Source organism: Nitrospirota bacterium, from assembly GCA_035516965.1.
Classification (GTDB): domain Bacteria; phylum Nitrospirota; class UBA9217; order UBA9217; family UBA9217; genus MHEA01.
Genome location: DATIZR010000030.1, coordinates 1 through 26,150, shown reverse-complemented (window position 1 = coordinate 26,150; position 26,150 = coordinate 1). Strand labels below are relative to the sequence as shown.

General features: G+C 59.4%; 18 protein-coding genes. 1 reads left to right on the top strand and 17 read right to left on the bottom strand.

The window, feature by feature from the left end:
• Nucleotides 1-78: 78 nt before the first annotated feature.
• Together VL197_03755 and VL197_03750 are read right to left on the bottom strand one after the other, a co-directional pair.
• Nucleotides 79-6,495 carry a chitobiase/beta-hexosaminidase C-terminal domain-containing protein gene (locus tag VL197_03755; protein HUJ17087.1) on the bottom strand — a complete coding sequence of 2,139 codons (6,417 nt, stop codon included), beginning with the start codon at nucleotides 6,493-6,495 and terminating at the stop codon, nucleotides 79-81.
• The gene (locus VL197_03750; protein ID HUJ17086.1) at nucleotides 6,468-7,190 is read right to left on the bottom strand and encodes a hypothetical protein; all 723 of its coding nucleotides are present in this window, start codon (nucleotides 7,188-7,190) and stop codon (nucleotides 6,468-6,470) included. Before VL197_03750 ends, VL197_03755 begins: the two co-directional genes overlap by 28 nt.
• A 497-nt stretch (nucleotides 7,191-7,687) precedes the next feature.
• Here VL197_03750 and VL197_03745 point away from each other — a divergent pair, with 497 nt between their 5' ends.
• On the top strand, nucleotides 7,688-8,515 hold the full coding sequence (locus VL197_03745; protein HUJ17085.1) for a DUF1499 domain-containing protein: 828 nt from the start codon (nucleotides 7,688-7,690) through the stop codon (nucleotides 8,513-8,515).
• Between the two features lie 204 nt (nucleotides 8,516-8,719).
• Here the strand turns inward: VL197_03745 and VL197_03740 are convergent, their stop codons facing one another.
• The 15 genes from VL197_03740 to bamA form a co-directional block, all read right to left on the bottom strand.
• Complete coding sequence (locus VL197_03740) at nucleotides 8,720-9,271, bottom strand: metal-dependent hydrolase (protein ID HUJ17084.1); 552 nt, start codon at nucleotides 9,269-9,271, stop codon at nucleotides 8,720-8,722.
• Nucleotides 9,272-9,339: 68 nt separating this feature from the next.
• Nucleotides 9,340-10,068, bottom strand: a complete 729-nt coding sequence (locus VL197_03735) for an ABC transporter permease (GenBank protein HUJ17083.1) — start codon at nucleotides 10,066-10,068, stop codon at nucleotides 9,340-9,342.
• A 290-nt stretch (nucleotides 10,069-10,358) separates the two neighbouring features.
• Nucleotides 10,359-11,198, bottom strand: a complete 840-nt coding sequence (locus tag VL197_03730) for an ATP-binding cassette domain-containing protein (GenBank protein HUJ17082.1) — start codon at nucleotides 11,196-11,198, stop codon at nucleotides 10,359-10,361.
• Between the two features lie 176 nt (nucleotides 11,199-11,374).
• The gene (locus tag VL197_03725) at nucleotides 11,375-12,760 is read right to left on the bottom strand and encodes a sigma-54 dependent transcriptional regulator (GenBank protein ID HUJ17081.1); all 1,386 of its coding nucleotides are present in this window, start codon (nucleotides 12,758-12,760) and stop codon (nucleotides 11,375-11,377) included.
• Nucleotides 12,761-12,955: 195 nt separating this feature from the next.
• The gene (locus VL197_03720) at nucleotides 12,956-14,077 is read right to left on the bottom strand and encodes a cysteine desulfurase family protein (GenBank protein ID HUJ17080.1); all 1,122 of its coding nucleotides are present in this window, start codon (nucleotides 14,075-14,077) and stop codon (nucleotides 12,956-12,958) included.
• 13 nt (nucleotides 14,078-14,090) lie between these two features.
• On the bottom strand, nucleotides 14,091-14,684 hold the full coding sequence (locus VL197_03715; GenBank protein HUJ17079.1) for a Yip1 family protein: 594 nt from the start codon (nucleotides 14,682-14,684) through the stop codon (nucleotides 14,091-14,093).
• Nucleotides 14,681-15,616: a cysteine synthase A gene (gene cysK, locus VL197_03710; protein HUJ17078.1), complete on the bottom strand. Its 936-nt coding sequence runs from the start codon at nucleotides 15,614-15,616 to the stop codon at nucleotides 14,681-14,683. Before cysK ends, VL197_03715 begins: the two co-directional genes overlap by 4 nt.
• Before the next feature lie 3 nt (nucleotides 15,617-15,619).
• Nucleotides 15,620-16,711 carry a 3-methyl-2-oxobutanoate dehydrogenase subunit VorB gene (locus VL197_03705; GenBank protein HUJ17077.1) on the bottom strand — a complete coding sequence of 364 codons (1,092 nt, stop codon included), beginning with the start codon at nucleotides 16,709-16,711 and terminating at the stop codon, nucleotides 15,620-15,622.
• Nucleotides 16,712-16,794: 83 nt separating this feature from the next.
• Nucleotides 16,795-17,016 carry a ferredoxin family protein gene (locus VL197_03700; protein HUJ17076.1) on the bottom strand — a complete coding sequence of 74 codons (222 nt, stop codon included), beginning with the start codon at nucleotides 17,014-17,016 and terminating at the stop codon, nucleotides 16,795-16,797.
• Nucleotides 17,017-17,042: 26 nt separating this feature from the next.
• On the bottom strand, nucleotides 17,043-18,743 hold the full coding sequence (gene recN, locus VL197_03695; GenBank protein HUJ17075.1) for a DNA repair protein RecN: 1,701 nt from the start codon (nucleotides 18,741-18,743) through the stop codon (nucleotides 17,043-17,045).
• 230 nt (nucleotides 18,744-18,973) lie between these two features.
• Nucleotides 18,974-19,534: a tetratricopeptide repeat protein gene (locus tag VL197_03690; GenBank protein ID HUJ17074.1), complete on the bottom strand. Its 561-nt coding sequence runs from the start codon at nucleotides 19,532-19,534 to the stop codon at nucleotides 18,974-18,976.
• 151 nt (nucleotides 19,535-19,685) lie between these two features.
• Nucleotides 19,686-20,633: a signal peptide peptidase SppA gene (gene sppA / locus VL197_03685; GenBank protein ID HUJ17073.1), complete on the bottom strand. Its 948-nt coding sequence runs from the start codon at nucleotides 20,631-20,633 to the stop codon at nucleotides 19,686-19,688.
• Between the two features lie 106 nt (nucleotides 20,634-20,739).
• Entirely contained in the window at nucleotides 20,740-21,444 is a 705-nt protein-coding gene (locus tag VL197_03680) for a SurA N-terminal domain-containing protein (protein HUJ17072.1), read from the bottom strand.
• Nucleotides 21,445-21,455: 11 nt separating this feature from the next.
• Nucleotides 21,456-23,384 (bottom strand): PAS domain S-box protein, encoded by a 1,929-nt coding sequence (locus VL197_03675; GenBank protein HUJ17071.1) that lies wholly within the window; start codon nucleotides 23,382-23,384, stop codon nucleotides 21,456-21,458.
• A 600-nt stretch (nucleotides 23,385-23,984) separates the two neighbouring features.
• Nucleotides 23,985-26,150: outer membrane protein assembly factor BamA (gene bamA, locus VL197_03670; protein ID HUJ17070.1), on the bottom strand; the 2,166-nt coding region annotated here is incomplete at its 5' end.

Sequence of the window (26,150 nt, the reverse complement as noted above, 5' to 3'; positions counted from 1 at the left end):
ATCTTAATACAAATTATGGCTTTCTAAAAAATGATATCTGCACCTCGAAGCAATCCTCAATTTAAGGAGATAGCAAGATTAATTCAATATCTTGAGCACGCCCTTTGCATTCGAACTCGCACCTGTTTCCAGATTCACAGCTTGAACAGAAACCGTATAATCCCCCTCTGTCAAGACCTGCAGTTTTTTCCCTGATGCATCCGATGGGTCAATCCCGTTCCACTGAACGATATGAACTCCGGCAGACTGAAGTTCTCCGTTCAGTATATTGACAGCAGAACCCCAAGGAGAAATTAACTGGATTGAAATATTCGCATCGCGGGATAATGCATAACTTATCCGAGTGAATTCGCCATACGAAAGCTGAATGCCATACGGATCTGTCTTCAGTTGTGACACAAACGGGGTATTGCCGCTCGCGATAATCACGTTCTCTCCCAGAAGCGATGCAACCTCGCATACTGCCGTTGCTGTTCCTCCGGCAAGGATCCTTCCCTCCGGACTTCTTCCGTTCCAGTCAAAAGAATAGCTGTTTGCAGCCCTCGGAACACCGGTCAGCACCTTGAATACACTTCCTGACCAGTTAATGCTAAGATTCACCCTTGCCGGCTGAGAAACACTGTAACTAACGGTCAAGGGCTCGTTCCGGTAGGGATCATAGCCTTCACCTTGAGAACAGCTTATATTACCGGTTCCCGTCGGTACCGGCGGATTATAGAGAACTGTGTTTGATCCGTCTGAAGCCACTAAGACATACAGATACGCCTCATCGGGCACGATATTCCCCTGGCCGTCGTGTCCATCCCAAGTGAAAAGATAGGGACCGGCAGCCGGACATACCTGTGACATCTCATACACGGGCGCCCCATTCGGACCCAGTTTCTCAGGGATGATCTTGAGGGCGACAGTGCTCGGTCCGTTTATCGTAAAGAAGATGCTGCTCTGTTCCGAGGCAGCCGTATTCAGCGTGTTGCTGCTGATGGCCACATCGGAGAACAGGTAGCTGCCCTGTCCGGACGAGATGGGATCAATCGTGAAGCTAACTTCCGCAGACCCAACATTGCCCGCGGCATCAGTTGCCTCCACCCGCACCGTGTGAGTGCCTGTAGGCTGAGGATCAAGAACTCCTCCTGACAATTTTTGGGTTCCGTTGCTGTCAAGATAGACGACCACAGTTCCATCGGATACGGTATACCGCAATAAGGGCATATTGTTGTTCGTGTGGCCCGCGGCAGGGGACAGTATCGTCACCACGGGTGGCGTTGTATCGAGAAGAATAGTCGCTCGGAATGGCGCAGACCAGTTGCCGCCGATGTCCTGGAACATGGCGTACACCGTCTTTTCCCCGTCTCCAGAGGTTATCATCCAGTCTTTGAATATTCCGTACGGCTCCTGAGCAGTCCAAGTGGCGCCGTCGTTACTGAATTTCATAAAAGCGATAAAATCAGGTCCATAGACGTCCCAGACATTCATTTTCAGCACAACATTTACGTTGTTTGTAGCATAGGCTCCCTCATTGATGGTGATAGTATTGTTCAGAGTAAGGGCATTGCTTGACGAATGAGGCACGCTCGAAGACTGGGTGGTCCCATCGCCCAACTGTCCGTAGTTGTTCAAACCCCAAGACCATAACGTACCGTCTGCCTTCATTGCCAACGTGAATTTGTCTCCTGCTTCGATCGACGACCATGTATTATCAGAGCCTATCGGCACAGGCGCATACTTGTCATCCGTGGTCCCGTCGCCTAATTGCCCGTTTGAATTCCCCCCCCATGCCCATAATGTTCCGTCGCTCTTGATTGCAACAGTATAGGCAAGCCCGGCCGAAACTGCCTTCCACGTCGCGTTTCGCTCTATCCATTCCGTCGCAGGACGACTGTCCGTGGTTCCATCACCCAGTTGGCCGTTCCAATTCGCACCCCATGTCCACAAGGTTCCGTCGCGTTTGATGGCTACCGTGTGATAAGCACCGGCAGTGACCATCGCCCAGTCTTGATCGCCGTTAACCTGCACGGGAACAGACTGATCTTCTCCCGAACCGTCTCCCAGCTCCCCGTCCCAATTGGCGCCCCAAGCCCATAAAGTACCGTCCGACTTAAGCGCCACGCTGTGATAATATCCAGCGGCTACCGCCACCCAATCCTTATCATTGCCGATCTTTACCGGTGCATATCTCCAGTTGTCGGTACTGTCGCCCAACTCACCGTAGGAGTTGAGTCCCCATGCCCATAAGGTGCCGTCTTTTTTGATAGCAAGGCTGTGGAATCCGCCCGTTGCAATCACTTTCCAGTCGTTTGCCGTGCCGATGCGAATGGGAACGGTATAGTTGGTATCGGTACCGTCACCCAACTGCCCAAAGTCGTTGCTTCCCCAGGCCCATAGTGAGCCGTCGGTTTTCAGCGCGAGATTACTCGTGACACCCGCTGCTACAGTCGCCCAGGAATGATTGGTCACTATTCCCTTGGGCCAAGCCATAGGCACCCAAGGCACCTCTCCACCGCCGACAAAGACCGCGCCCCACTGCCAAAGATTACCATCTGCAGTAACCGCTATCGCCTCGTTGTTTCCTGCGGCAAGATGTACAAATGAGAGCCCTGCCGATCCAAATGTCGGCTGCGATACGACTGTGACGGATACGGCACTGGAAACAGTTTGAGCAGCAGCATCGGTAGACACAACCTGTATTGTATGGGGCCCTTCCGTCAAGGGATTCAGATGATCCCCTGAGGCCGTATTTACGGGTGAACCATCCACCAATACCGTTACTGTGCCATAGTTCACGGAATATGTGAGCAACGGGTTGTTAACAGTAATTATCCCGGCTGTTGGTGAAGTGATGTTGACTGTCATGGGCGTATTAACGATACTAAAGGTGACCTCAGCGGAGCCAACTGTATCAAAATCGTTCTCTGCATCAATATGTAATGTATGCGTCCCGATATCCAAGGGGCCAATGAGATCGCCATTGCCAAAGTCCGTTTCAACTCCGTCCAAAAACACGGTGTCCCAAGTATCCTGGCTGACGCTGTAATTCAACACGAACGTATTACTGGTCGTAAAACCAGCGCTAGGTGTCTTAATAGTCACAACCGGCGGTCCGGATTCGAGAACAATCCAGTTGCTGTAGGCAGCCGACCAGTTCCCTGCGGCATCCTGGAACATTGCGTACATGGTCTTTACGCCGTCTCCGGCGCTCAGGGTCCAGTTCCTGGTCGCTGCATACGGTTCGGGATCGGACCACGTTGACCCGTCGTTGCTGAACCGCATGAAGGCCACTCCGCTTGTTATATCCCATGCGTTCATCGTGAGCCTGACGGAGGCGTTGCTCGTCATATAATCCCAATCATTAATAACGAATGGGTTGTCTGAGCCCTGAATCGAAGCTATCACATGCGGCATTATGCTATCATTTGTAGACCCGTCACCAAGCTGTCCGTAGCCGTTCCATCCCCATGTCACCAGGGACCCATCAGCGGATAGCGCAAGGCTGTGGCTTACTCCCGGAGCGACGGCGACCCAAGTATTCCCCGTACCGATCTGAACAGGAGTATGTTGATCGTCAGTTGTCCCGTCTCCTAGCTGGCCGTTCCAATTTGCTCCCCAAGCCCACAAGCTGCCATTGGATTTGAGCGCCATGGTGTCGTAGTATTGCGAAGAGACTGAAACCCAGTTCGTATCACTTCCTACTTGAACCGGTTCATACTTGTTATCATAAATTCCGTCCCAGCACCCGCCGCCGGTGCCGTCTCCAAGCTGGCCATGACAATTGGCTCCCCATGCCCATATCGTGCCATTGCTCTTAAGGGCCACAGTATGATCGGCGCCTGCCGATATGGCGGTCCAATCTGTCTCTCCGCCAATCTGCACAGGGGTATATTCATCGTCGCTCGTACCGTCTCCCAGTTGACCATCACCGTTGTATCCCCAGGCCCAGAGGGTGCCGTTGGATTTAAGCGCGACAGTATGATAGAAACCTGCTGAAACGGACACCCAATCACTGTCTGATCCGATCCGGGTCGGGACATATGTATCGTCCTGGCTTCCGTCGCCTAACTGTCCGTTCGAGTTGAAGCCCCATGCCCACAAAGTCCCATCCCTTTTGATGGCCACGCTGTGCTGTCCGCTCGTAGAAATCATTTGCCAATCGCTGCCCGTGCCGATCGAAACGAGAGCGTATTTCGCATCCGTTGTCCCATCCCCCAATTGACCGTATGAATTATCTCCCCACGCCCACAGCGTGCCGTCGTTTTTCAGGGCCAGAGTGCTGCTCAAGCCGGCTGAGACGGAACTCCAGGCTTTGTCCGTGCCGATCTGTTCGGGATAGGAGTCTGGCGCATACGTTCCGTCGCCGAGTTCTCCTTCGTCGTTCATCCCCCAGACCCACAAAGCGCCGTTCGCGGCGATAGCCACCGAATGAGCATCACCCGCCGAGAGTTTTGACAATTTCGGCATTTTCCCCGTCAGCGGCGGCTCAGTATCAAGTATGATTGCTGCGCTTGTTACAGACGTATTGCTATTAGTGTCTATATATTTCACATATATATTCTTCTGCCCGTCTCCAGACGAGAGCTGCCATGTCCTGGTTTGAGCATACGCTTCCAACGGTGTCCATGATAGATTGTCAGTGCTGAATGCCATCTGGGCGCACGGGCTCGACACGTTTGAACAACTGAGTGCGAGGGTTACCGCTTGGCTGTTCGTATATGCCGCGCCAGTGTTGATCGCAATGCTTCTCACAGGCGGCACGGTATTAATCACATACGCTGCCGTCTTCACCGTCTCGCTGTTGCCAGCCCTGTCTATGGCGAAATACTTGAGTATCGTCGAGGCCAAGAAATTGAAAGGCACCGTATAGACCGGGGAACCCGTCGTAGGCGTAGTGCCATCGGTCGTAAAGTAGATCGTGGCTGTTTCGCTTGATACGAGCGTTACTGAGATGCCGGGAGGATAGACACCTCCTGGCGGCGTGGCCGTCGTTACCGGAGGCGTGGCGTCGAGCACAATCGCTGTTACCACCGGGTCCGAGTTCCCTGCCTGGTTTGTGGCTGTTACACTTATGGCGTTGCTCCCCTCGGTCATGTTCGTAAGCATGGCCTGCCAGGTCGTGGTCGTCGGGTAGGACACTGGATTAATCGACGCTGTCGGACAGGTGACGATTATAGTCGCGCCGGCGTCCATGGTCCCGGTGATCGTCTGGCTGGACTGGTTAGTCGGGGTCACGACCGGGTTGATCGCCATTGACGGCGGTCCGGCATTGGCCGAATTAATTGAAAGAGAGCTGACCGTGGCGCTGAGACTGCCCCCACCCGTGGCAATTCCGACCCAGATTGCTATTTTGGTGGCGCTGGTTATGCCTGCAACTGCTCCATTTTTCAACTGAGCCAGCGTATAATTGCCGCCACCGGGGATCAGGGAGTTAAACGTGCTGTTCGCGTCGACATTCAGCACGTTCTGGACGCTGGCAGGACCCAGGATGTACTTGTCGCTGCCCAAGTCCGATAAAACGTTCCCGCTCCACGTGAAGAACTCGCCGTTGTTGTCCGCGTCAAACCAGATATTGATGCTTACCGGATCGGACCCGGTCGAGGTTACAAAATCCAGACCGTTGAAATCTCCGAGCGTCCCCACGGGCAGGTAGAAACCGATGTCGGCGTAACCGGGGGAGTTGTTGATGGTCAGCCTCACTGAGCCGTCCGCGTTTACCGTCTGCGACACCGTGCCGCTCCCTACCGGCGTGGTCGCCGGAGTAAGTGACCGTGTAAACTGCGTTCCGTCGTTCGTCGAGTAATATCCCACGTGACTCGACACCGATGCCGGGTTTACCGTAAGAGAGCTGACCGTTGCGTTTAGACTGCCTCCACCCGTGGCAATGCCGACCCAGATCGCTATTTTGGTACCGCTCGTTATTCCAGGTGCTGCACCGTTCTTCAACTGAGCCAGCGTATAATTACCGCCGCCGGGGATCAGGGAGTTAAACGTGCTGTTCGCGTCGACATTCAACACATTCTGGACGCTGGCGGGACCCAGGATGTACTTGTCGCTGCTCAACCCCGATAAAACGTTCCCGCTCCACGTAAAGAACTCGCCGTTATTATCCACGTCAAACCAGATATTGACACTCACCGGATCGGACCCGGCCGCGGTCACGATATCCAGACCGCTGAAATCTCCGAGCGTCCCGGCATTAAAATAAAAACCACAATCGGCATAACCAGGGGAATTGCTGATGGTTAACTGCACTGCACCGTCGGTTTTGGTAGTTTGTGATACAGTACCGTTCCCGACTGCTGCGCTCGTCGGAGCTAAAGATCTCGTGAACAGAGTCCCGTCGTTTATCGAGTAATAGCCGACTTGGCTAGCAACAGTCTGGCCAGCAGCCCATGAAACGGTTGGCATTAAGAAGACATTCAGAAGGACGGAATACCAGAAGATGATGGAAAAGAGTATAAGGCGGTTGCTGCTCTGGATTAAGCGACGTTGGGTATGGTCCCCCATCTTGTCCTCCCCATCTTCCGGATAGCATGATGTATGTTCAAATTTTGATTCTGCTGCGATATATTGATGGTTTTGTAGCCGACTTGACGGGTAGCCAAAATGCCTGGAGATCCGGCCGGCTCCAAGGCCCCATTAAGAAGTATATTCAGGAGACTACCGATGATGAGAGTGTCAGTCTTTTTCAGACAGATGGTATCGGCAGGGATGTTGAGAACATTAACGGGAGGTTTTGCGTTGATGGAAGGATCGTCCATGGGGAAATGGCTTTTGACAAGACTCAAATAATCTCTGAGCGCCTTGCGGTAGCCATCCGACACGGCGCGGTCTTGGTCGACTGCCGACAAGCCGTGGAGATACGTGTTTTTTTCCTGCAGTGTAAACCGTTCTTCGGGCAGAAGATATGTTGCAGGAATCCGTACCGCGACAGTCCTGAGTCGCGACAGCTGCGCCAGCGCTGCAATCCCCTGTGTGAGATCGGCCTTGCCGCTGTGTGCGACGATCTTGCTCCTACCGAGGTCCTTCTGGAGATCTCCTTCAATATCGTCATCGGATGTGTCAGCGGAAACAGGAGAAAGAATAAAAAGAGAATAAACGAGGAACAACAGGGCAAGTACCCGCGGCGGACGATGCAGACAGAGGGGTGATGAAAGGGCCTGCTCCCCGGCTGTGCCTTCCGTAACACTTAGCAATCGCATGCGAGAAAATCCCACCAATCCCCCCCCTAGACGTGAAAAGGACAGATCATCCCATATCTAAAAAAATAAGAATAGCTACTAAAGGAGTAATGGAGGACGACTATACCAACACTGTAAGATTTGCGTCAAGAAAAAAATTCTTTCCTACGGCTTAAAAGCTAATTCAATCTGTGGAAAGCATGCGCAATAGATTAGAATATTGGATAAAAAAAGAGCGGGGTATTTTTGGGGTATGGATACATTAAGCTGTAGAATGTTGCAGTAAAAAGCCAATGGATTCCGGGTCAAGCCGGGAACGACGGCTAAGCTCAAGAGCTGCAGTAATCCTATAGTACCCGCCGCTTCCGGCATTTGAGATTCCGGAAGCCGTGCTACAATTTAATCAAGATTAAATTGAGCTTTTTTAGCCCTCTGCCCGGCGAGGACATAAAACCTGAGGGTTTGTTCGAAAGAACTCCGGGCAATGAGGGAGGGCGCATCAGGAAAGGAGGTTTACTATGAACGCACATCAGGAAACCATGAAGCATGAGCCAGAACTGGCTCAGCACGCAACTTTTGTCCACTATATCGCTCCGGCCGGTCTGGTGCTCGCCGTGGGAGCGGCGGGTACAGCTGTTCTTGCCGGCCTTGGCCACCGTTGGGGCTGGTGGTATTTCATGACCGGTTTCTCCCTTCTGCGTATTGGAGCGGTCATCGGCCTCGCGGCGGCGGTGGTATCACTGCTCGGCGGCCTTCTGGCGAGACATGAGCACTACCGAAACGCCTATCTTGTCGCATCCGTTGGGATCGTGATCGGCCTGATCACGGCAGGAATTCCCGGAGCGTGGATGCAGGCGGCAAAGCGGATGCCCGCGATCCACGACATTTCAACGGACATGGTGAATCCGCCTGAATTCCATGCGATCATGCCGCTCAGGGCTAACGCTGAAAATCCCGCGGAGTACGGAGGACCATCGGTCGCCATGAAGCAGACTGCCGCGTATCCCGATATCCACCCGCTGGTTCTTGCCATGCCGCCGGCGTCCGCCTTTGACCGATCTCTTGCAACGGCAAGGGATATGGGATGGCAGATCGTGAGCAGCGACTTACGGGACGGGACGATCGAGGCAATTGCCACGACCTTCTGGTTCGGGTTCAAGGATGATGTCATTGTTCGCGTATCTGCGCTGCCCGGCGGGAGCAGGGTCGATATCCGCTCGGTTTCGCGCGTCGGCGGGAGCGATATCGGGACCAATGCAAAACGGATCAGAAGCTTCATGCACAAGATGGAGAGCGCGGGCAATAGCGCAGGCGGGAATGCAGGCGGCTACAGCGTCGGCTATTGAGCGGGAGATGCGCGCGGCAAGAATTGCCTGAACGCGGGCGGCGTGCCGGAGTTCCCCTCCCCTGAGGGGCTCCGGAGCCGCTTGAGGTATTATGGAGTCTGTGCATGCTAAGAAGAGCGTGAGTTGTTTTTCCCGGCCGGACAATGTCGATGCAGCACCCCACTCAACAGAGTGACCGTACGGACGTTTTAAAATAGCAGAATTCTAAATCGCCCGCTCTCGTCCCCTCCGATACAACCGCACGATCGCATACAGCGCGATCATTGGGGTCCAGATCCAGATTATCTCATTGTAGAGGACGTGCAACCCCGCGTGGCCGAAGAATCGGGGTATGCTCATGGGAGAGGCGTCGACCGGCCGCCAGAGCATGAAATACCGGGTGTTGTCGAAGGGGATGAAGAACCCCACGCCCATGCCCTTGTCGGTCATGGAGTCGAGTAATCCGTGAGAGGCGGTCACGACAAAGAAAAAGGCGAGCAGCGCCCACCACCGCCGGGAGAACCGGGAGATCGCGGGAAAGGCGAACAGGACGACCAGCAGGGCGACGATCAGCGCGAAGAGGAGCGAATGAAAGAATCCCCGGTGGCCGAAGAGGTCCCCATATTTAACGCCCAGATAAAAACCGGCCACGTCCACGTCGGGAAGGATCGAACAGACGGCGGTCAGGACCCAGAACCGCGGCGCCATCGGCTCTTGCGGGAAGCGCGTCTTCCCGAGCATCTCTGCAACGAATATGTGCGTGAAGGCTGAAGGCATGGCAGTTCCATCAAGCTCCGAAGTTCGCAGGGCACATCAGCATGAACCTGAAATTTCTTTTGTCCTCATCACGCTCTCCTCACCAGCCTGCCGGCAAGCCAGAAGAACAGCACGGTATAGGCAAGCAGCACGAGGACCGAGGCCGCTGACGGCTCCCTGCCTGACGCGAGTTCACGCAGGAGCATGCTCGCGTGCGTGAGCGGATAGACCAGGACCGCGCTCTGAAAGGGCTCGGGCAGCCGGTCGGGCGAAAAGAAGGTGCCCGCCAGGAACGACATGGGGATGATGAAAAAGCTGTTGAAGTTGGCCATGTCCTCATGGGTCTGCGCGAGCATGGCTGCCGCAACGCCGGCGGCGCCGAAACAGAACGCGGTGAGCGCCAGGACCAGGAACAGGTTCAGCGTCACCTGCATCCGCACGCCGGAGGCAAGACCGACCAGCATCAGCATGAACGCCGAGAACAGGCCGCGGGCGAGGCCGGTCAGTGTCCTGCCGAGCACGATGTCCCAGGGGCTGAGCGGCGCTACGAGAACCTCCTCGAGCGTCTTGGTGTAGAGCTTGCTGATGTTGAGCGATGTGGAGACCGGGCCGAAGCTGTTGTTCATGGCCGAGAGGGCGAGGATGCCGGGCAGGATGAAGTCCAGATACCGTCCGTTGCCGACGTTCATGCCCCGGCCGAGCCCCCAGCCGAAGGTCACGAGGTAGAGGATCGGCATGACCAGGCTCGAGGCCAGAAAGCGCCAGGGCTTCTTGCGGACGAGCATTATTTCTTTCCAGAAGATGGGGTAGAAGTTCATGATAAACCTTTATCGAACCACAGATGAACACGGATAACCGCAGGTAAAGCCCGCCGCAAGAAACCGATGCGAAACCTTTAATAACCACGGGTGAGCACGGTTAAACATAGGACGAAAATGATAATGAAACCACAGATGGCCACCGGTAAACACAGATGTTGAAACATGCGTCAGTCATGAAAAAACACGGACGACAAAGCTTTGTTCTTTCGTTCTTGCCGTTCATTCGTGATCGTAACTGCCTTCGTCTGTATCCGTGTTCACCTGTGTTCATCTGTGGTTAATAATAATTACCCTTCGATCCTCTCCCCGGTCAGCTCGATGAACACATCCTCCAGCGTCACGTCGCGGACCGCGACGCTGCAGCCGAGGTCCTTGCCGGAATCGAGCGCGTCTTCGCGGGAGTGGAAAAAACGCCTCGGCAGGTCGTGTCTTCCCAGGCATTCCAGGATATACCTCCCCGTCAGGGCCTTCAGGTCCGCGGGGGCGCCGAGGGCCATGATCTTGCCGGCCCGCATGATGGCCACCCGGTCGCAGAGGAAGTCTGCTTCCTCGATGTAGTGCGTTGTGAGCATGATCGTGATGCCGCTCTTCTTGAGCGATTCGATCAAGCCCCAGATCAGCCGTCGGGCCTGCGGGTCGAGCCCCACGGTCGGTTCGTCCATGAAGACCACCGCGGGATGGTGCATCAGCCCGCGCGCGATCAACAGGCGCCTGCGCATGCCCCCCGACAGGTGCTCCACCGGCGTATCCTTCTTTTCCCAGAGCCCGACAAACCGCAGCAGCTCCTCGGATCGCGCACGCCGGTCCGCCGCGTCCATCCGGTGAAGCCTGCCGTGGTACTCGAGGTTCTCGGCGCACGTCAGGTCGATGTCGAGGTTCAGCATCTGGGGCACCACGCCGATCGAACGCTTGACGCCCAGAGGATCGGCGGACACATCATTCCCCGCGACCACGGCCGAACCGGAGGTCGGCGCCAGGAGCGTCGTAAGCATCCGGATCGTCGTCGTCTTGCCCGCTCCGTTCGGGCCGAGCAGGCCGAAGACCTCGCCTTTTCCGACGGAGAAACTGGCAGACTGCACCGCGCCTACGGCGCCGAAGTATCTTGTGAGATTACGGGTCTCGATCATAGAGCTAACGGGAAACTTATACCGCGGATGAACACGGACAAAGGTAAAAAAGAGTGATCTTTCAATAAAACGGGATTGCGGAGCTTTTCCCCGGCCATAAAGCAAGATTCCTTCGCCTTCGGCTCGCAATGGAGGCGAGGGGCCTTTCGCAAGGAGGGCGAAAACTCAACAGCCTGCTAGTCTTCAGTCTCGATCCCGAGCGCCTTGATCTTCCGGTGCAGGTTGCTGCGCTCCACGCCGATGGCGTCGGCCGTGCGGCTCACGTTGCCGCCGTTTTCGCGGAGCTTGTGCGTAATGAACGCCCTCTCGAACTCCGCCCTGGCATCCCTGAGCGTGGCATGGGCGTATCCGTTCCTGCCCGCCCCGGGTCCGCCTGCGGCAGCAGGCGCCGACCTCCCTGAGCTGACCGGCGCCGGAACATCCGCAGACCGGAGCATCGGGCCCGGGACCATGATGATCAGCCGTTCGATGATGTTCCGCAGTTCCCGCACGTTGCCCGGCCAGTGGTATTTCCGGAAAAGGGCCAGGGCCTCGTCGTCGAGGGTCTTCGGCTTCTGTCCGTACTCGGAGGAGAACTCGTTCAGGAAATGCCGGACGAGCAGCGGGATATCGTCTGCCCGCTCCCGGAGCGGGGGGACCTCGAGGGGGATCACGTTCAGCCGGTAGTACAGGTCCTCCCTGAAGGAGCCTTTCTTTATCTCCTCCGCGAGGTTCTTGTTCGACGCCGCGATGACGCGCACGTCGGCCCTGAGCGTCTTCGTGCCGCCCACGCGCTGGAACTCCTGCCCCTCCAGCACGCGGAGCACCTTGGCCTGGGTGGCCATGCTCATGTCAGCGATCTCGTCGAGGAAGATGGTCCCGTTGTGTGCCAGTTCGAACTTGCCGCGTTTCATCCCGGCGGCGCCGGTGAAGGCCCCCTTCTCGTGGCCGAAGAGCTCGCTCTCGATGAGATCCTGCGGGATCGCGGCGCAGTTCACCTCCACGAAGGGACCCGAGGCCCGCTTGCTTGCGCGATGGATGGCGCGGGCGACCAGCTCCTTGCCGGTCCCGCTCTCGCCGTGGATCAGGACCCAGCCGTTCGTGGGTCCCGCACGTGCGATCTGGTGCTTGAGCGTCCTCACCTGCCCGCTCTCGCCCACGATCTCGGAGCGGCGCTCGATACTCCTCCTGAGCGCCTCGTTCTCCTCGCGCAGGCGCGTTTCCTCGATCCCGTGCTTCACCACCAGCGTGAGCTGCTGCAGCTCCGGCGGCTTCACGATGAAGTCGTAGGCCCCCATCCTGGTCGTTTTGACCGCGGTCTCGATCGTGCCATGGCCCGTGATCATGACCACGGGCATTTCGGGCCTGGCCTCCTTCAAGCGGCGGAGCGTCTCGATGCCGTCCATGCCGGGCATGGCGATGTCGAGCAGCGCGATCGCCGGGTGGGTCTCGTGCATCAGCTCGATCCCCTCGCTGCCCGACGCCGCGGCAACGACCTCGTACCCCTCGTCCTTCATCACGCCTGCCAGGGAGTTCCGCACGCTCTCTTCGTCGTCAATGATGAGAATGGTTTCACTGGACATCTGGCATCCTTACACTCCAAAATCCGGAGTCACGCATGGGCCTCAGGTATACCGAGCGGGTGATGGGCGCGGTTCCCAGCGGCCCACAGGACCTGCACGTTGAATCAGTGTGTCGGGTTTCGCTTTGCTCTACCCAACCTGCGTCTGACCTGTGTTTTGGCGCCTGGTGCTTGTATGCTCTCGGGAGCCTGGAATTTATCGAGTCAGTCCGCTCTTCAGCTTCTCGACCACCGCGTCGATCTCCGCCTCCGTGGTCTCCCTCCCGAGGCTGAAGCGGATCGCCCCCCGCGCCAGTTCCGGGTCCGTCCCCATCGCAGCCAGCACGTGCGACGGCTCGACGAGGTCGCCGTGGCAGGCGGCTCCCGGCGATACGGCAACTCCCGGAAGCGCCTCCATCACCGAGACGGCATTGGCGCCTCCAAAGCTGATGTTCCAGGTATTCGGAAGCTTATGTTCCGGGTGTCCGTTCAAATGCACCCTGAGGCCCGCTGCCCGCAGGCCCTCGAACAGCCGCGTCCCCAGGCCTGCCAGACGCGCCCCCTCGGCCTGAAGGATCGGCATGGCGATCACGGCCGCCGCGCCGAGCCCGACGATCGCGGCCGTGTTCTCGGTCCCGGGACGAAGGCCGCGCTCGTGTCCTGCTCCGTTCAGCAGGGGGGGAAGTTTCCGGCCGTTCCTGATGTAGAGGGCCCCGATCCCCTTCGGCGCATAGAACTTGTGGCCCGCCACGGTCAGGAAATCCACGCCAAGCTCTTCCACCGAGACCCGGACCTTGCCCGCGCTCTGGGCCGCGTCGGTGTGGAAGAGCACTCCCCGGGACGAGGCGACCCGCGCGAGGGCCGCAATATCCTGGATCGTCCCGACCTCGTTGTTCGAATGCATGATCGAGACGAGCGCGGTGTCCTTGGTGATGGCCTTTCCCAGCTCAACGGGATCCACCATCCCGAACCGGTCGACCGGAAGATAGGTCACCCGGTACCCGAAGCGTTCGAGATGGCGGCAGGGCTCAAGCACCGCCGGGTGCTCGATCGCCGAGGTGATGAAATGCTTCCCCTTGCCCGCCGCCTTGGCAACGCCCTTGATCACCATGTTGTTCGACTCGGTCGCGCCGCTCGTGAAGATGACCTCCGGGGCCCCGCACCCGAGCAGGAGGGCCAGCCGCTCCCGCGCCTGCTCGATAGCCGCGCGGTTCGCGACGCCGAAGGAATGGCTGCTCGACGGGTTGCCGAACCGTTCCCGGAGATAGGGCAGCATCTCGTCGAGGACCTGCGGATCGACGGGAGTGCTTGCGTTGTAGTCGAGATAGATGGGTTTCATGGGATTCCGCGCTTCACGAGACGATTTTGCTCACGACGAAGGATTCAAGATAATATTCCAGGAGGTTCATCGCCCCGACGATGACCGCCGCCGAGAGAAATGAGCCGAGCGCATACCAGGCGGCCCGTCCCTTCCCGAGGGACGCCAGTTCCCTGATGCCCAGGTAGAGAAGATAGACACTGTAGAGGATCGCCGCATCGATGATCCAGCCCATGCGGGGAAGAACGGCAATGAAGCCGGCGATAAAAAGCGGGGTGAATGAATATGCCGCGATCTTGAACCCTTGAAGCGCATCCCACCGGGATCCGGGGCTCGCCATGACCGCCGTTACGATCATACCGGCCGTCATAACGTTCAGGACGTACATGCAGTACCACAGCGTGTTCGTGAGTGCCGCGGACAGCAGGGAGGAGCCGGGGGCGCCGTTCGGCACCGGGCCGTCAAAGATCATCCGTGCCGTGACGGCGGCCGCCGGGGGGATCACTGCAAGGATGCCGACATAGCGGAACAGGATGCGGTCATACGTTGTTGCCTCGTCCCTGACCGCCTGCCACTCCTGCCCGGGGCGGATGAGCATGTTCTTCACTCTCGGAAAAAGAGCATTCATGCCCCTGTCTTTCTGTCGAACACGCCCGTGGTCAGGTACCGGTCACCCACGTCGGGGAACACGGTTACGACGCGTTTGCCCTTGCCGAGCCGCGCGGCGACCTGCATTGCCGCCCAGCAGGCAGCTCCCGAGGATATGCCGACAAGCAGTCCCTCCTCGCGCGCAAGCCGGGCGGTCATATCGGCCGCATCATCGTTCGTCACGGTGATGATCTCGTCGTAGATCTTCGTGTTCAGGATGGACGGTACGAAGTTCGGGCCGAGCCCCTGGATCGTGTGCGGGCCGGGCTGTCCTCGGGAAAGGAGCGGCGAGGACGCGGGCTCGACGGCGATTATATTGATGTTCTTGAACTTCCTTCTCAGGACCTCGCCGACCCCCGTGATCGTGCCGCCCGTGCCGATGCCGGCCACGAACGCGTCGATCCTCTTCGCGCCCGTGAAGGCAAGGATCTCCTTTGCCGTGGTCCTGCGATGGACCGCCGGGTTCGAGGGGTTCCCGAACTGGTCGGGCTTGTAAAATTGCCCGCCCGACGCGACGATCTCGTCGCATTTCATGACAGCGCCTTTCATCCCCTGGCCCGCCGGCGTCAGGACCAGCTCCGCTCCATATGCTTCCAGAAGCCTGCGGCGTTCGACGGTCATGGACTCGGGCATGGTCAGGATGATACGGTATCCCTTGACCGCGGCCACCAGGGCGAGGCCGATGCCGGTGTTGCCGCTCGTGGGCTCCACGATGGTCATGCCCTTCTTGAGCCTGCCGGCCTTCTCGGCGTCCTCGATCATGGCGAGGGCGGGCCGGTCCTTGACGCTCCCGCCGGGGTTCTGGCCCTCAAGCTTGGCCCAGACCTCGGCAAAGCCTGCGGGCACGAGCCTGTTCATCTTCAGTGTCGGCGTGTTCCCGATAAGGTCAAGGATATTCTTCGGCTTGGGCATTGTTCATCCTTTCTTCGCTGCTGGCGCCGGGGTCCTCACCCCGGGCCCGGCATTCCGTATGGCGGCAAGGATGTCCTCGACGGCAAGCAGGGCTCCCCCGGGCCTTCCGAAGAACGAGACCCCGGCCCTGCCGTTCACGGCCAGCCGGACGTCCTCCACCATCTGCCCCAGGTTCATCTCGACCACCAGGAACCGACCGATGCGCTCCGCGGCCCCGGCGATGATTTCCTCGGGGAAGGGGAAGAGCGTAACGGGCCTGATCAGCCCCACCCGGATGCCTTCTGCGCGGGCAAGGCCGACCGCCGTCTTCGCGATGCGGGCCGCCGTGCCGAAAGCCACCAGCGCGAGCTCGGCGTCGTCGAGCATCACCGTTTCGCACATCACCTCGCGCTCTTTCATCCGGTCGTACTTGGCCTTCATCTTATAATTCTGCTGCTCGAGCATCCCGTCCTCCCCGGGCAGCATGAAGAGCGACCGGATCACCTTCCCGGGCCGGCCCTTCGCGCCGGACAGCGCCCAGGGCTTCTCGGTCTGCACGGGCCGGATGTCCGGCAGCTCCACCGGCTCCATCATCTGGCCCAGGACGCCGTCTCCGAGGATCATCACCGGATTGCGGTACTCATCGGCCTTCTCGAAGGCCTTCACGGTAAGGTCCGCCATTTCCTGCAGGTTGGAGGGCGCGTAGACGAGCAGCTTGTAGTCGCCGTGGCCGCCGCCTTTCACGGCCTGGAAATAATCGGCCTGGGAGGGTGAGATGTTGCCAAGGCCCGGACCGCCGCGCTGCATGTTCACGATCACCGCGGGAAGCTCGGACGCGGCCATGAACGACAGCGCCTCCTGCATCAGACTGATGCCGGGACTGGACGAAGAGGTCATCGCCCGCTCGCCCACGGCCGCTGCGCCGTAGACCATATTGATCGCGGCGATCTCGCTCTCGGCCTGCACGAAGGTCCCGCCCACCTCGGGCATGCGCCGGGCGAGGTACTCCGGGATCTCGTTCTGCGGAGTGATGGGGTAGCCGAAATAACGCCGGCATCCGGCCCGCACCGCCGCCTCGGCGAGCGCCTCGTTGCCGGTTATGAGAATCTTGGACATTGCTTACCTTCCTCCGGCGCCGGCGGTCCCCGTGAAGCTGTTCGAGGGGTGTCCTTCCTTACGCCTCATGCCTTACGATTCTTTTACTTCCACACCTCGATGGCCACATCGGGGCACATCTCCGCGCAGAGCGCGCAGCCCGTGCAATCGTCTTCCCCGCCGCAGAACTCGACCGTGTAGTACCCGTTCTTGTTGAATTCCACGCCGATCCTCAGCAGCTTTTTGGCGCATGCCGTGGTGCAGAGCCCGCAACCCTTGCAGTATTCTCCGTTGATGACGACCTTGCCCTTCGTTTTTCCTTTCATCCCCTTATGCCCCGCTCCATTCTGTTTCACACGCTTCCCCGCTCGATCATCTCCTCGGCGTGCCTGATCGTCGCCTCGGTGATCGACTTCCCGCCGAGCATGCGCGCGATCTCGTCGACGCGCTCCTGCTTTTCCAGCAGCCTGACCTCCGTGCTCGTGCGGTCCTTCTTCACGGACTTGGCCACCCCGTAGTGGCTCGTTGCCATGCTCGCGATCTGGGCCAGGTGGGTGATGCAGAAGACCTGCCGCTTTGCCGAGATGCGCCGCAGCTTCTTCCCGACCTCTTCCGCCACCGCGCCGCCGATGCCGGCGTCGACCTCGTCGAAGACCAGCGTCGGGATGCTGTCGCCCTCCACGAGGAGCGTCTTGAGCGCCAGCATGATCCTCGACAGCTCGCCGCCCGAGGCGATCTTCGCGAGCGGCTTCGGCTCCTCGCCGGGGTTGGGCGAGATCAGGAACTCCACCCGGTCCGCTCCGCGGGGCCCCAGCCTGAGCCCGCTCAGGGTATCGCCGCCCGGCTCCTGAATGATCGCAATGGAAAAGGTCGTCTTCTTCATGCCCAGGTGACCCAGTTCCGATTCGATCTTCTTTTCGAGCTCCTTCGCGGCAACGCCGCGCTTCCCGGTGAGCTCGCTCGCCCGGTCGGTCAGTCCGAACTTTATGGCCTGGATCTCGGACTTCCGCTGCTCGATCTCCTCGGACGCTTTTTCCATGCGCTCCAAATCGGCGGCCGCCCGCTCTCCGAATGCGATGACCTCCTCGACCGTGTTACCATATTTCTTTTTCAGCTTCTGGATCAGGTCCAGCCGGTCGCCGACCTGCTCCAGCCGCCGGGGGTCGAACTCGATCCGGTCCCGGTAGGCTGCGATCTCCCGGGCAGCCTCCTCCACCTGCGCGCGCCCGGACTCGCACAATTCCACGGCCCCGGAGATCCGGCTGTCGATCGCGCTGATGTCCTTCAGCCCGTTGATCGCCTTTTTCAGGTTCACCAGCACGGAATCGTCGGAGGAGTGAAGCACCTCGTCCACCATGGCGGAGGCGGCGGCAAGCTTCTCCGAGCTGGCAATCACCTTCTGCTCGTTCGCGAGCTCGTTGTCCTCGCCGGGCTTCAGCAGGGCGGCCTCGATCTCGTTCTTCTGGAAGCGCAGCATGTCCTCGCGCTGGGCGCGGTCCCGCTCCCCGGCCTCGAGCCCGGCAAGCGCCTTCCGGACGTCCGACAGCCGTCCGTACTCGGCAGCCACCTCGTCGCGGAGCGGCGTGAGTCCTCCGAAGGAGTCGAGCAGGTCCATCTGGCGTTCCAGCGACAGGAGCGACTGGTGTTCATGCTGGCCGTGGATGTCGGCGAGGCTTTGGCCGAGCGCCGAGAGCGTCGCGAGGTTGGCCAAACTCCCGTTGATGTAGACCTTGTTCTTGCCCGATGCCGCGAGCACCCTGCGCACGATCAGGTCCTCGGCCGGGTCGAACTCGATGCCCTGCTCGGAAAGCAGTCCCTTGACCTCCTCCGTGCCGCGCCCGTTCAGCTCGAACGCCGCTTCCACCACGGCTTCCTCGAAGCCCGTCCGGATCAGGTCCGAGCTTGCCCGCTCGCCGAGCGCCAGGCCGAGCGCGTCGACGACGATCGATTTGCCCGCGCCGGTCTCTCCCGTGAGCACGTTCAGCCCCGGTCCGAACTCCACGCGGAGCTGGTCGATGATGGCAAAATTCTTAATGTTCAGTTCTTTTAGCATAAGAACCTGACCCGGACAAGCCGGATCAAAACCAGAAGCTAAAGGCGTCTCTCGCGGAGCACGCGGAGGACGCAGAGTTTAAAACCAAAACCCGAAAGTCTTTCATGGCGAACTATTTTTTGATTTTCTCTGAGCTCTGCGCCTCTGCGAGAAATTTTCTTGCCCTTTTGTAAAGAATTTGATTTGTTAGATACTAAGGTCTTTTTTGCCGTTTCCCCAGGGCCCTTCGCTTATTTCCCCGCCGCTGCTTCGGCCTTCTTGAGTGCGAACCTGCCCTGGGTCGAGCGGCCGTTCCCTCCGGCGAGGCGGTAGTATGACGCTGCATCGCCTGCCCTGCCCATGCGCTCTGAGGCCCTTCCTGCCCAGTAATACGCCGTGCCCACCCACATGCCGGACGAGGGATAGAGGCCGGGAATCTTCAGGAACTCCTGGACCGCCTCCGCGTCCCTTCCGAGCAGAAAGCAGCAGAAACCGATCCAGTACTGGGTCTCGGGCCGCGCGCTTTCTTTCTGGCCCCTGACCGCGGCGCGGTACGCGTCGAGCGCGTTCCCGTAGGATCCGAGCCGGAACCACGTGTCTCCGATATGTGAGTGGATGTCGCTCCGGGTCACGCCCTCAGGCGGGGATTCGAGGAGCTTCTGATACAGGGAAAGGGCGTCCTGGAACCGGGATGCAGTGAACAGCTTCTTTGCCGTAAGATAGTCCTGTGAGGCCGGATTGGGTTCGGCGGCGCACAGCAAGGACCACGGGAGAAGCACGATGATGAGTGAGAGCAACGGGCTCTTTACCATGCGGACCTCCCCCGGTATTTGAAGGAAAAACTGTAGCAAATTTACCACAAACAGGGGAGTCTCTTCAAGACTTATCTTTCACTGGGCGTGGCGCTGTCCGGCTCGCCGCGGAGCGGTCACTGAAAGCATCACCGGGCCGCACGCGATCGCGCTATGGCAGCCACAAATAGGTGAACTTCATCCCCGGCTTGGCCAGTTCACCGAGGTTCACATTGAACAGGCTCATGTTCAAAGAGTAGATGTTCGGACGGTATTCCCCGGGCCGCAGATAGGTCACGATGGTAGCGCGGTCGATGCCCGCGAGGTTCCTCGCCTGGGAAAAGGCATCCTCGAGATAACCGATGCCGTCGATCAGGCCCGCGTCCTTTGCCTCGCTGCTGGTATAGATCCGCCCGTCCGCAAGCTGCCGGACCCGTTCGGGCGCCAGCTTCCGCTCGGCGACGATCAGTCCCACGAACCTGCCGTAGAGATCGTCGATCATGGACTGGAATATCTTCTTCTCCTCCGGCGTGACCGCCCGGAACGGAGAGCCCATGCCCTTCTCCGGACCCGACGATATCTCGAGGGCCTGGATGCCGATCTTCTGCATCAGGCCCGTGGCGTCGACGCGCAGCATGGTGACGCCGATGCTTCCCGTGATGGTCGTCGGCTGCGCCGTGATGCGCTCCGCGGCAAGCGCCGTATAGTAGGCGCCCGACGCCCCCGTGTCCGTGAAATGGGCCACGACTTTCACGCCCGTCTCGTTCCTGAATTTCCGGATCTCGTGATAGAGCATGTCCGAGGCCGTCACGCCGCCGCCGGGGCTGTTGATCCTGAGCACCAGGGCCTTGACGTTCTTATCCGAGCGAGCGCGGTCAAGCTGCTCGCGCAGCACGGCGACCATGCCCGGCTCCTTGGTTGCCCCGAGCGCCGTCCCGCCCTCTTCGGTCGTGATCACGCCGGTTATGTCCACGAGCGCGATCTTGTCCCTCCCCTCTCCCGAGATCACCTGTTCCTCCAGCGGCTGCGCCTCGGGAAGCAGGTTGACCTTGATGACGAAACAGCCGGACAACAGCGGCAGGAAAGCGGCGAGTAACACAATTCTCTTGGCTCCTTGCATGGCAAACCTCCTCGGGAATGAAGGGCGACCGGAAAGAGGATTGACCGGTGAAACGCCCTGTTCGTTGCAGTGCAATTTACCCTGTTCATCATACCTTGTATCGCTCTCATTGGTTGATTTTCACGTCCGCCTTGCTCCTGAGCTCGGCGAGATACCGGGACATCTGCTGTCCGAGCTTTTGCCTCTGCAACCCGGCCGTGATCTGCTTCTGGACGTCGCTGAACCGTTTTCCCTCGAAGCGGTCCCGGTGCGCGTTGAAAAACTCCTCAGCCTCGTCCCGGTCCACCCGGACGAAGAGGCTGATCTTTTTCTCGACGAACCGCTCCACGAGCAGCCGCTCGCCCAGCATGCGGCCGAGCCGTTCCCTGGTCATGTCCAGACGCTCCAGAAAATCGTCAAGCGCCTTTTCGGAGCCGAGCCTTTGAGTGAGCTTTTCGATTTCCGCGGCGATGTCCTGGTCCGAGATCTCTACGAACTTGAGCCGCCGCGCCTCCTGGACCAGAAGATCGCGGTTGATGAGGCCTTCCAGTGTCCCGGCCCGGATCGCCTCGGTGTTGCCTCCCCCGAGCGCCGCATTGAAACCCACCGCCTGGTTCAGTTCGCTCAGCGTGATGACATCATGGCCTACAGACGCTACCACGCGGTCGATCAGTTCGGCCCGGACCGGCCAAGGGAGCAGGATCAGGAGCATGAGCAGAGGCAGGACGAGAGCCGCGGGGCGGCGGAGCGGCAGGCTCGAAAAAAAAGCCGGGTCAGGTCTCATCGTGCGCTTCACGTCCTTCGCCTTTCTTGTCGCCGGGAATTGCAACACGTCTGATGCTCCTACTCCTGTTTCAGGTCCGTCATCGGGATCCCCTTCAGGTATTCCACGACCCTGTCCTTCCGGATGCCTTCCAGCTGCTTGACGATCTCCGCGATCCTGATCGCGTTGCTCAGGACCGCTTCGAGACGCGCGGCCATCTCCGGGTCCTTCTCCCCGTAACGCTCCATCAGGAGCTCCGTATTCCCGATCACGGTCGTCAGGGGGTTGTTGATCTCGTGCCGCACGGTCACGACCACCTGGCCGATCGCCCCGAGCCGCTCGGCCTGCACGAGCATCTCCCGCATGCGTTTCTGCTCGGTCACGTCGCGTGCCGTCACCTGGTATCCCGCGAACTGTCGGTTCCTGATAAGCTTGCGGGCGCTCGCCTCGATGAACACCGGACCCCCCTCCTTCCCGGCGACCTCGAACTCCGTCCACCCCCGGGTCTTGAACCCGTTGTGCAGCAGGCGACGGGCGGCCTCTGCGCCCCCGGGGGAGAGAAAGTCGAAGATGCTCTTGCCGGTGAGCTCCACCTTGGAATAGCCCGAGAACGTCTCGGCTGCCTTGTTCACGGCGGTGAGCCTGCCCGACGCGTCCATGGTGAACAGGATGTCCGTGGCATTCTCGAAGAGGTCCCAGTATTTCTCGCTCGATTCCTTTACCTCGGCGTAGAAACGGAAGTTCTCGACCGCCATTCCCAGCTGCACTCCCATGGCATCAAGCATCTGGACATCGGAGGGTTTCAGCTGAAAATCCTTCTGGGGATAGAGAAAGACGACGCCGAGTACGATCCCGCGGGACTTGATCGGGATGATGATGTGGGAGTGGTCCTCCCCGCTGTCGGGCCTCGTGTGGCGCGGGTCGTCACAGCCGTGCCCGGTGTACAGGAGCTCCCCGTTCTGGGCCGCGATGCCGCAGAGGCATTCCCCCATCCTGATCTCGGACTCCTGCTGCACGAACTCGGGGGAAAGGCCCCGGGAGGTGACGAGTCGCAGCACCTCCCCGTCCGGTTCGCACAGAAAGATCCCGCCCTTGGGATCGATCCCGGAAAGGCTCTCAACGATCCTGAGCAGCGATTTGTCCAGCACGTCCTTCAGCGTGCCGGCCCGGCTCAGGGTGAGTGCGACGGCGTCGAGCGACGCCAGCTCGTGGGTCCGCTCGTACAGTTTCTGCTCGAGGTCGGCATAGGAGACCCGGAGCCGGTGGGCCATCTCATTGAATCGCTCTCCCAGCCTGGCGATGTCGTTTTCGCCGTGCACCTGCACCTGGTAATCGAGGTTCCCCCGGCTGATTTCCTCCGTTCCTTCCCAGAGATCGAGGAGCGGAACCGAGACCTTGCGGTGGAAGTACAGAACGAAGGCGAAGAGGGCGCCCAGGGATGTTATGAGGATCGCGAGGAGAAGGACGTTGATCCACAGATTGTTCCGGTGGAGCTGCTCAAGGACGATGCCCATCTGCGCCGCGTTCGCCTGCTGATACTTCTCGATGTCGCGCTTCATCCAGAGCTGCAGGCTGTCCAGCTCGGCCAGCAGGTCCGTGGCAAGCATCCGCTGCCGGGGGTCAGTGGGCCGCAGTGAAAAAACACGCTCCACCTTTGTTTTCATCAGGTCCAGGTCCGCCACGAGGCTCGACGGCGCGGCCCCGTCCCGTGCTGCCGGAGCTCCCCCCGGGAAGCCGGCCAGCGCCCGGTCCGCCTCGTTTCGGGCGGTCTCGTACCGGTTCCAGTAGCTCCGTTCGCCGGTCATCACGAAATTCTGCACGGCAATGGATATTTCGTCGAGCTGCCGTTCGATGAGCCAGATCCGCTCGGCATCGGCAGAGAACGCTCCCAGCTGCCGACTGGTGCGGGAAAAGGCTGCATTGATGTACTCGAACGACAGCGCCGTCACCGCCAGGATCACCAGCATGCCCGCCGCGACGAGGAACATCAGTCTTTTATGGATTTTCATGCCATGAAGCCTTTTCTCAAGGCGCGAATTGTCATAATCTGGCCACAGAGTCCACAGAAAACTTCTTGAATCTCAGGGATACAAACATTCTTGAAATACCTCACCCTCGGCGCCCTCTTTTTAATAGCGACTTACGCTCTTGCACCGTTTCTCAAAAAATGATGAGCGCGCAGAGCAAAATGAAAAAGCAGCCCTTTCGTGTTCAGAATTAACCCGGGCAGTCCTGAAGGCTCTCCGTGGTTTCGTCCTTCATGCTCTGTTTTCATTTAACTTTTGACAGCAACTCGACGCGCATGCGCCGCACCCGCAGCGGATGCATCTTTCAGAGACATCATGCACCAGTACCAGCCGGTTTTCCGTACGAATGCCGTGACGACCAGCGGGACCGTCGCCTTGCGCCCTCATTGCCCGCCCACATCGCACACAGAGCGGCATTGTGTTTTCCGCATCCACGCCATGTTCAATAATAGCACTGTGCGGCGTTTCCGTCCAGACCAGGCAGGCGGCGCGGAGCATCCGGTTCGGGGTCCAGCACGACGGGGACCCCGGCCCTTGACGCGCTCTGCCGCTGTTGTCCGGACCCAGACCGCGAAGGGGCATTTAAAAAGCGTGCCCGATGTTGAAGTGGAGCTCACCCCGGCTTTCTCCCGGCCGGCGGTTTATTTTCAGCCCGTAATCGATCCTGAGCGGTCCGACCGGCGTTCCATACCGGATGCCCGCGCCATAGGACGCGCGCGCCGGCGGCCGGAGCTGGTCGGGCTGGTTGATGAGTATCTGCTCATTCTCGTCAAGCCAGACCCTGCCCGCGTCGGAGAACAGCACAAAGCCAAAGCCTTCCGTTGCCATGACCCGGACCTCCGCGTTGAGCAGCCACATGGCCGAGCCTCCGGTCGGCGTGGTTGTGCCGTCCGGGTTGAGGTTGCTCGGGCCGACGGAATCCTGCGTATACCCGCGGATCGTGGTGCTGCCGCCCAGGTAAAATCGTTCATGGAGCGGGATATCGGTCGATTCATAATGCGGCCATGCCATGCCGCCGCGGGCCGAGAGCGCGGCCAAGACCGATGGACTCATGGGGATGTACCAGCTGCTCTGGAGCGAGAGCTTGGTAAAGTCGGCCTCCGATCCGATCTGGTGCATGGCCTGTTTGAGCACAATGCCGTGGATCGCCCCCGATTTCGGGTTGAAGATATCGTCGCGTAGGTCCCAGACCAAGGCGGGGATCAGGCTGCTGACGCGCACGTGGCCGATGTCCTGGAATGAGAGAATGACCCCGGGCTCCAAGTCATAGTTCGTCACATTTTCGTACGCGTACGTGAGCGAGGCTTTCATTGCTCCCAGCTTTTTTTCCACCCCGTAGGAAGCCGAGGCCTCGCGCGTATTGTAATAGATCTCGCGCGTCTGGGAATTGAGATGTTCCGTATTGGACCAGACGAGCGCGAATTTCCCCTGCATATCGTACCCGAAGAACCAGGGATGCTGGTAATTCAGGATCGCCCGCGTCAGGATGTCGCTCTTTTCGAAGCGCACGCCGGCATAATGGGCCAGCCCCCACAGGTTCCGGTAGGAAACTTCCACGGACCCGCGCGCACGGTCGAGATCGCCGTACCCCACGCCGAACTCCACGGAGCCTGCGGGCCGCTCCTCGATGGAGAGGAGCATGTCTTTCACGTACTCCTTCTCGCCGGGATTCAAGGGTTCGAACCGCACCCGGCTGAAGTATCCGAACCGGTAGATCCGCTGCTGGCTCTTCAGGATCTTCTCGTAGTCGTAGGCATCGCCGGGCTTCAGGAGCAGCTCGCGCCTGATCGCGCTCTCCTTCGTGCTTTCGTTGCCGCGGACGATGATCCGCCCGATCCTGACCGGCTGGTCCTCGGTTATCCGGTAGGTAACGTCGATGGTCCCGTCATTCGGTTTCCGGTCGACCTCGACGCGGGCGTAGAGATACCCCTTGTCGGAATAGGCGGAGAGGATCCGGTATCGGTCCTCATCGACCATGCGGTCGTTGTACGGCGACCCCGGCTTCGTGCTGAGCTTTTCCAGGAGCTGCGAGGCGGTCAGGGCATTGTTGCCCTCGAAGGCAATCGACCCCATCCGGGTCTGCGGGCCCTCCGAGATCAGGATGTGGACGTTCGCCTTTCCCTCCCTCTCGGCGAGGTCCACCTTGCTCTTGACCTCCGCGGAGAGAAAACCCGCATCCTGGTACCGGTCCCGCAGGTATTCCACGTCCTTGTCAAGCAGATCCTGCCGGAAAGGGCTCGACGAGAACCACCACCACGGTTCCTTGAGCGCCATCTCGCCCCTTATCTGCTTTGCCGGAAAATAGCGGTTCCCGTCCACGGTGATACGCTCCACCGTGATCCGTCTGCCTTCCTGGATGTCGAACACGAGATCGAGCCTCCCCGGCTGCGCGGTCCGCTTCACCGTGACCTTGACATTGTCATATCCGTCGGCCTGGTACAGGTTCCTGATCTTGTCGGAGCTTCCGTCGATGATCGCGTCCGATGCGTCACGCTCGGACCAGATGAGGAGCTGCTTGCGCAGTTCGCTGTCGCTGAAGGCCCGGTTTCCCGAAAAGGCGACCGTCACTTTCGGCCCCTCCTTGATCTCGATCAGAACAAAGGCCTGTCCCTCCCGGAAGCCGACGTCCACGGCCCCCTGCTTCACGGCCGGATACCCCGCATCGGCGTATTTCTCCACGATGGCGGGGATATCATGGTCGAGCAGCACATTCGTTCTGAGCGGCCCTCCGGGCTCGCTCTTCATCGT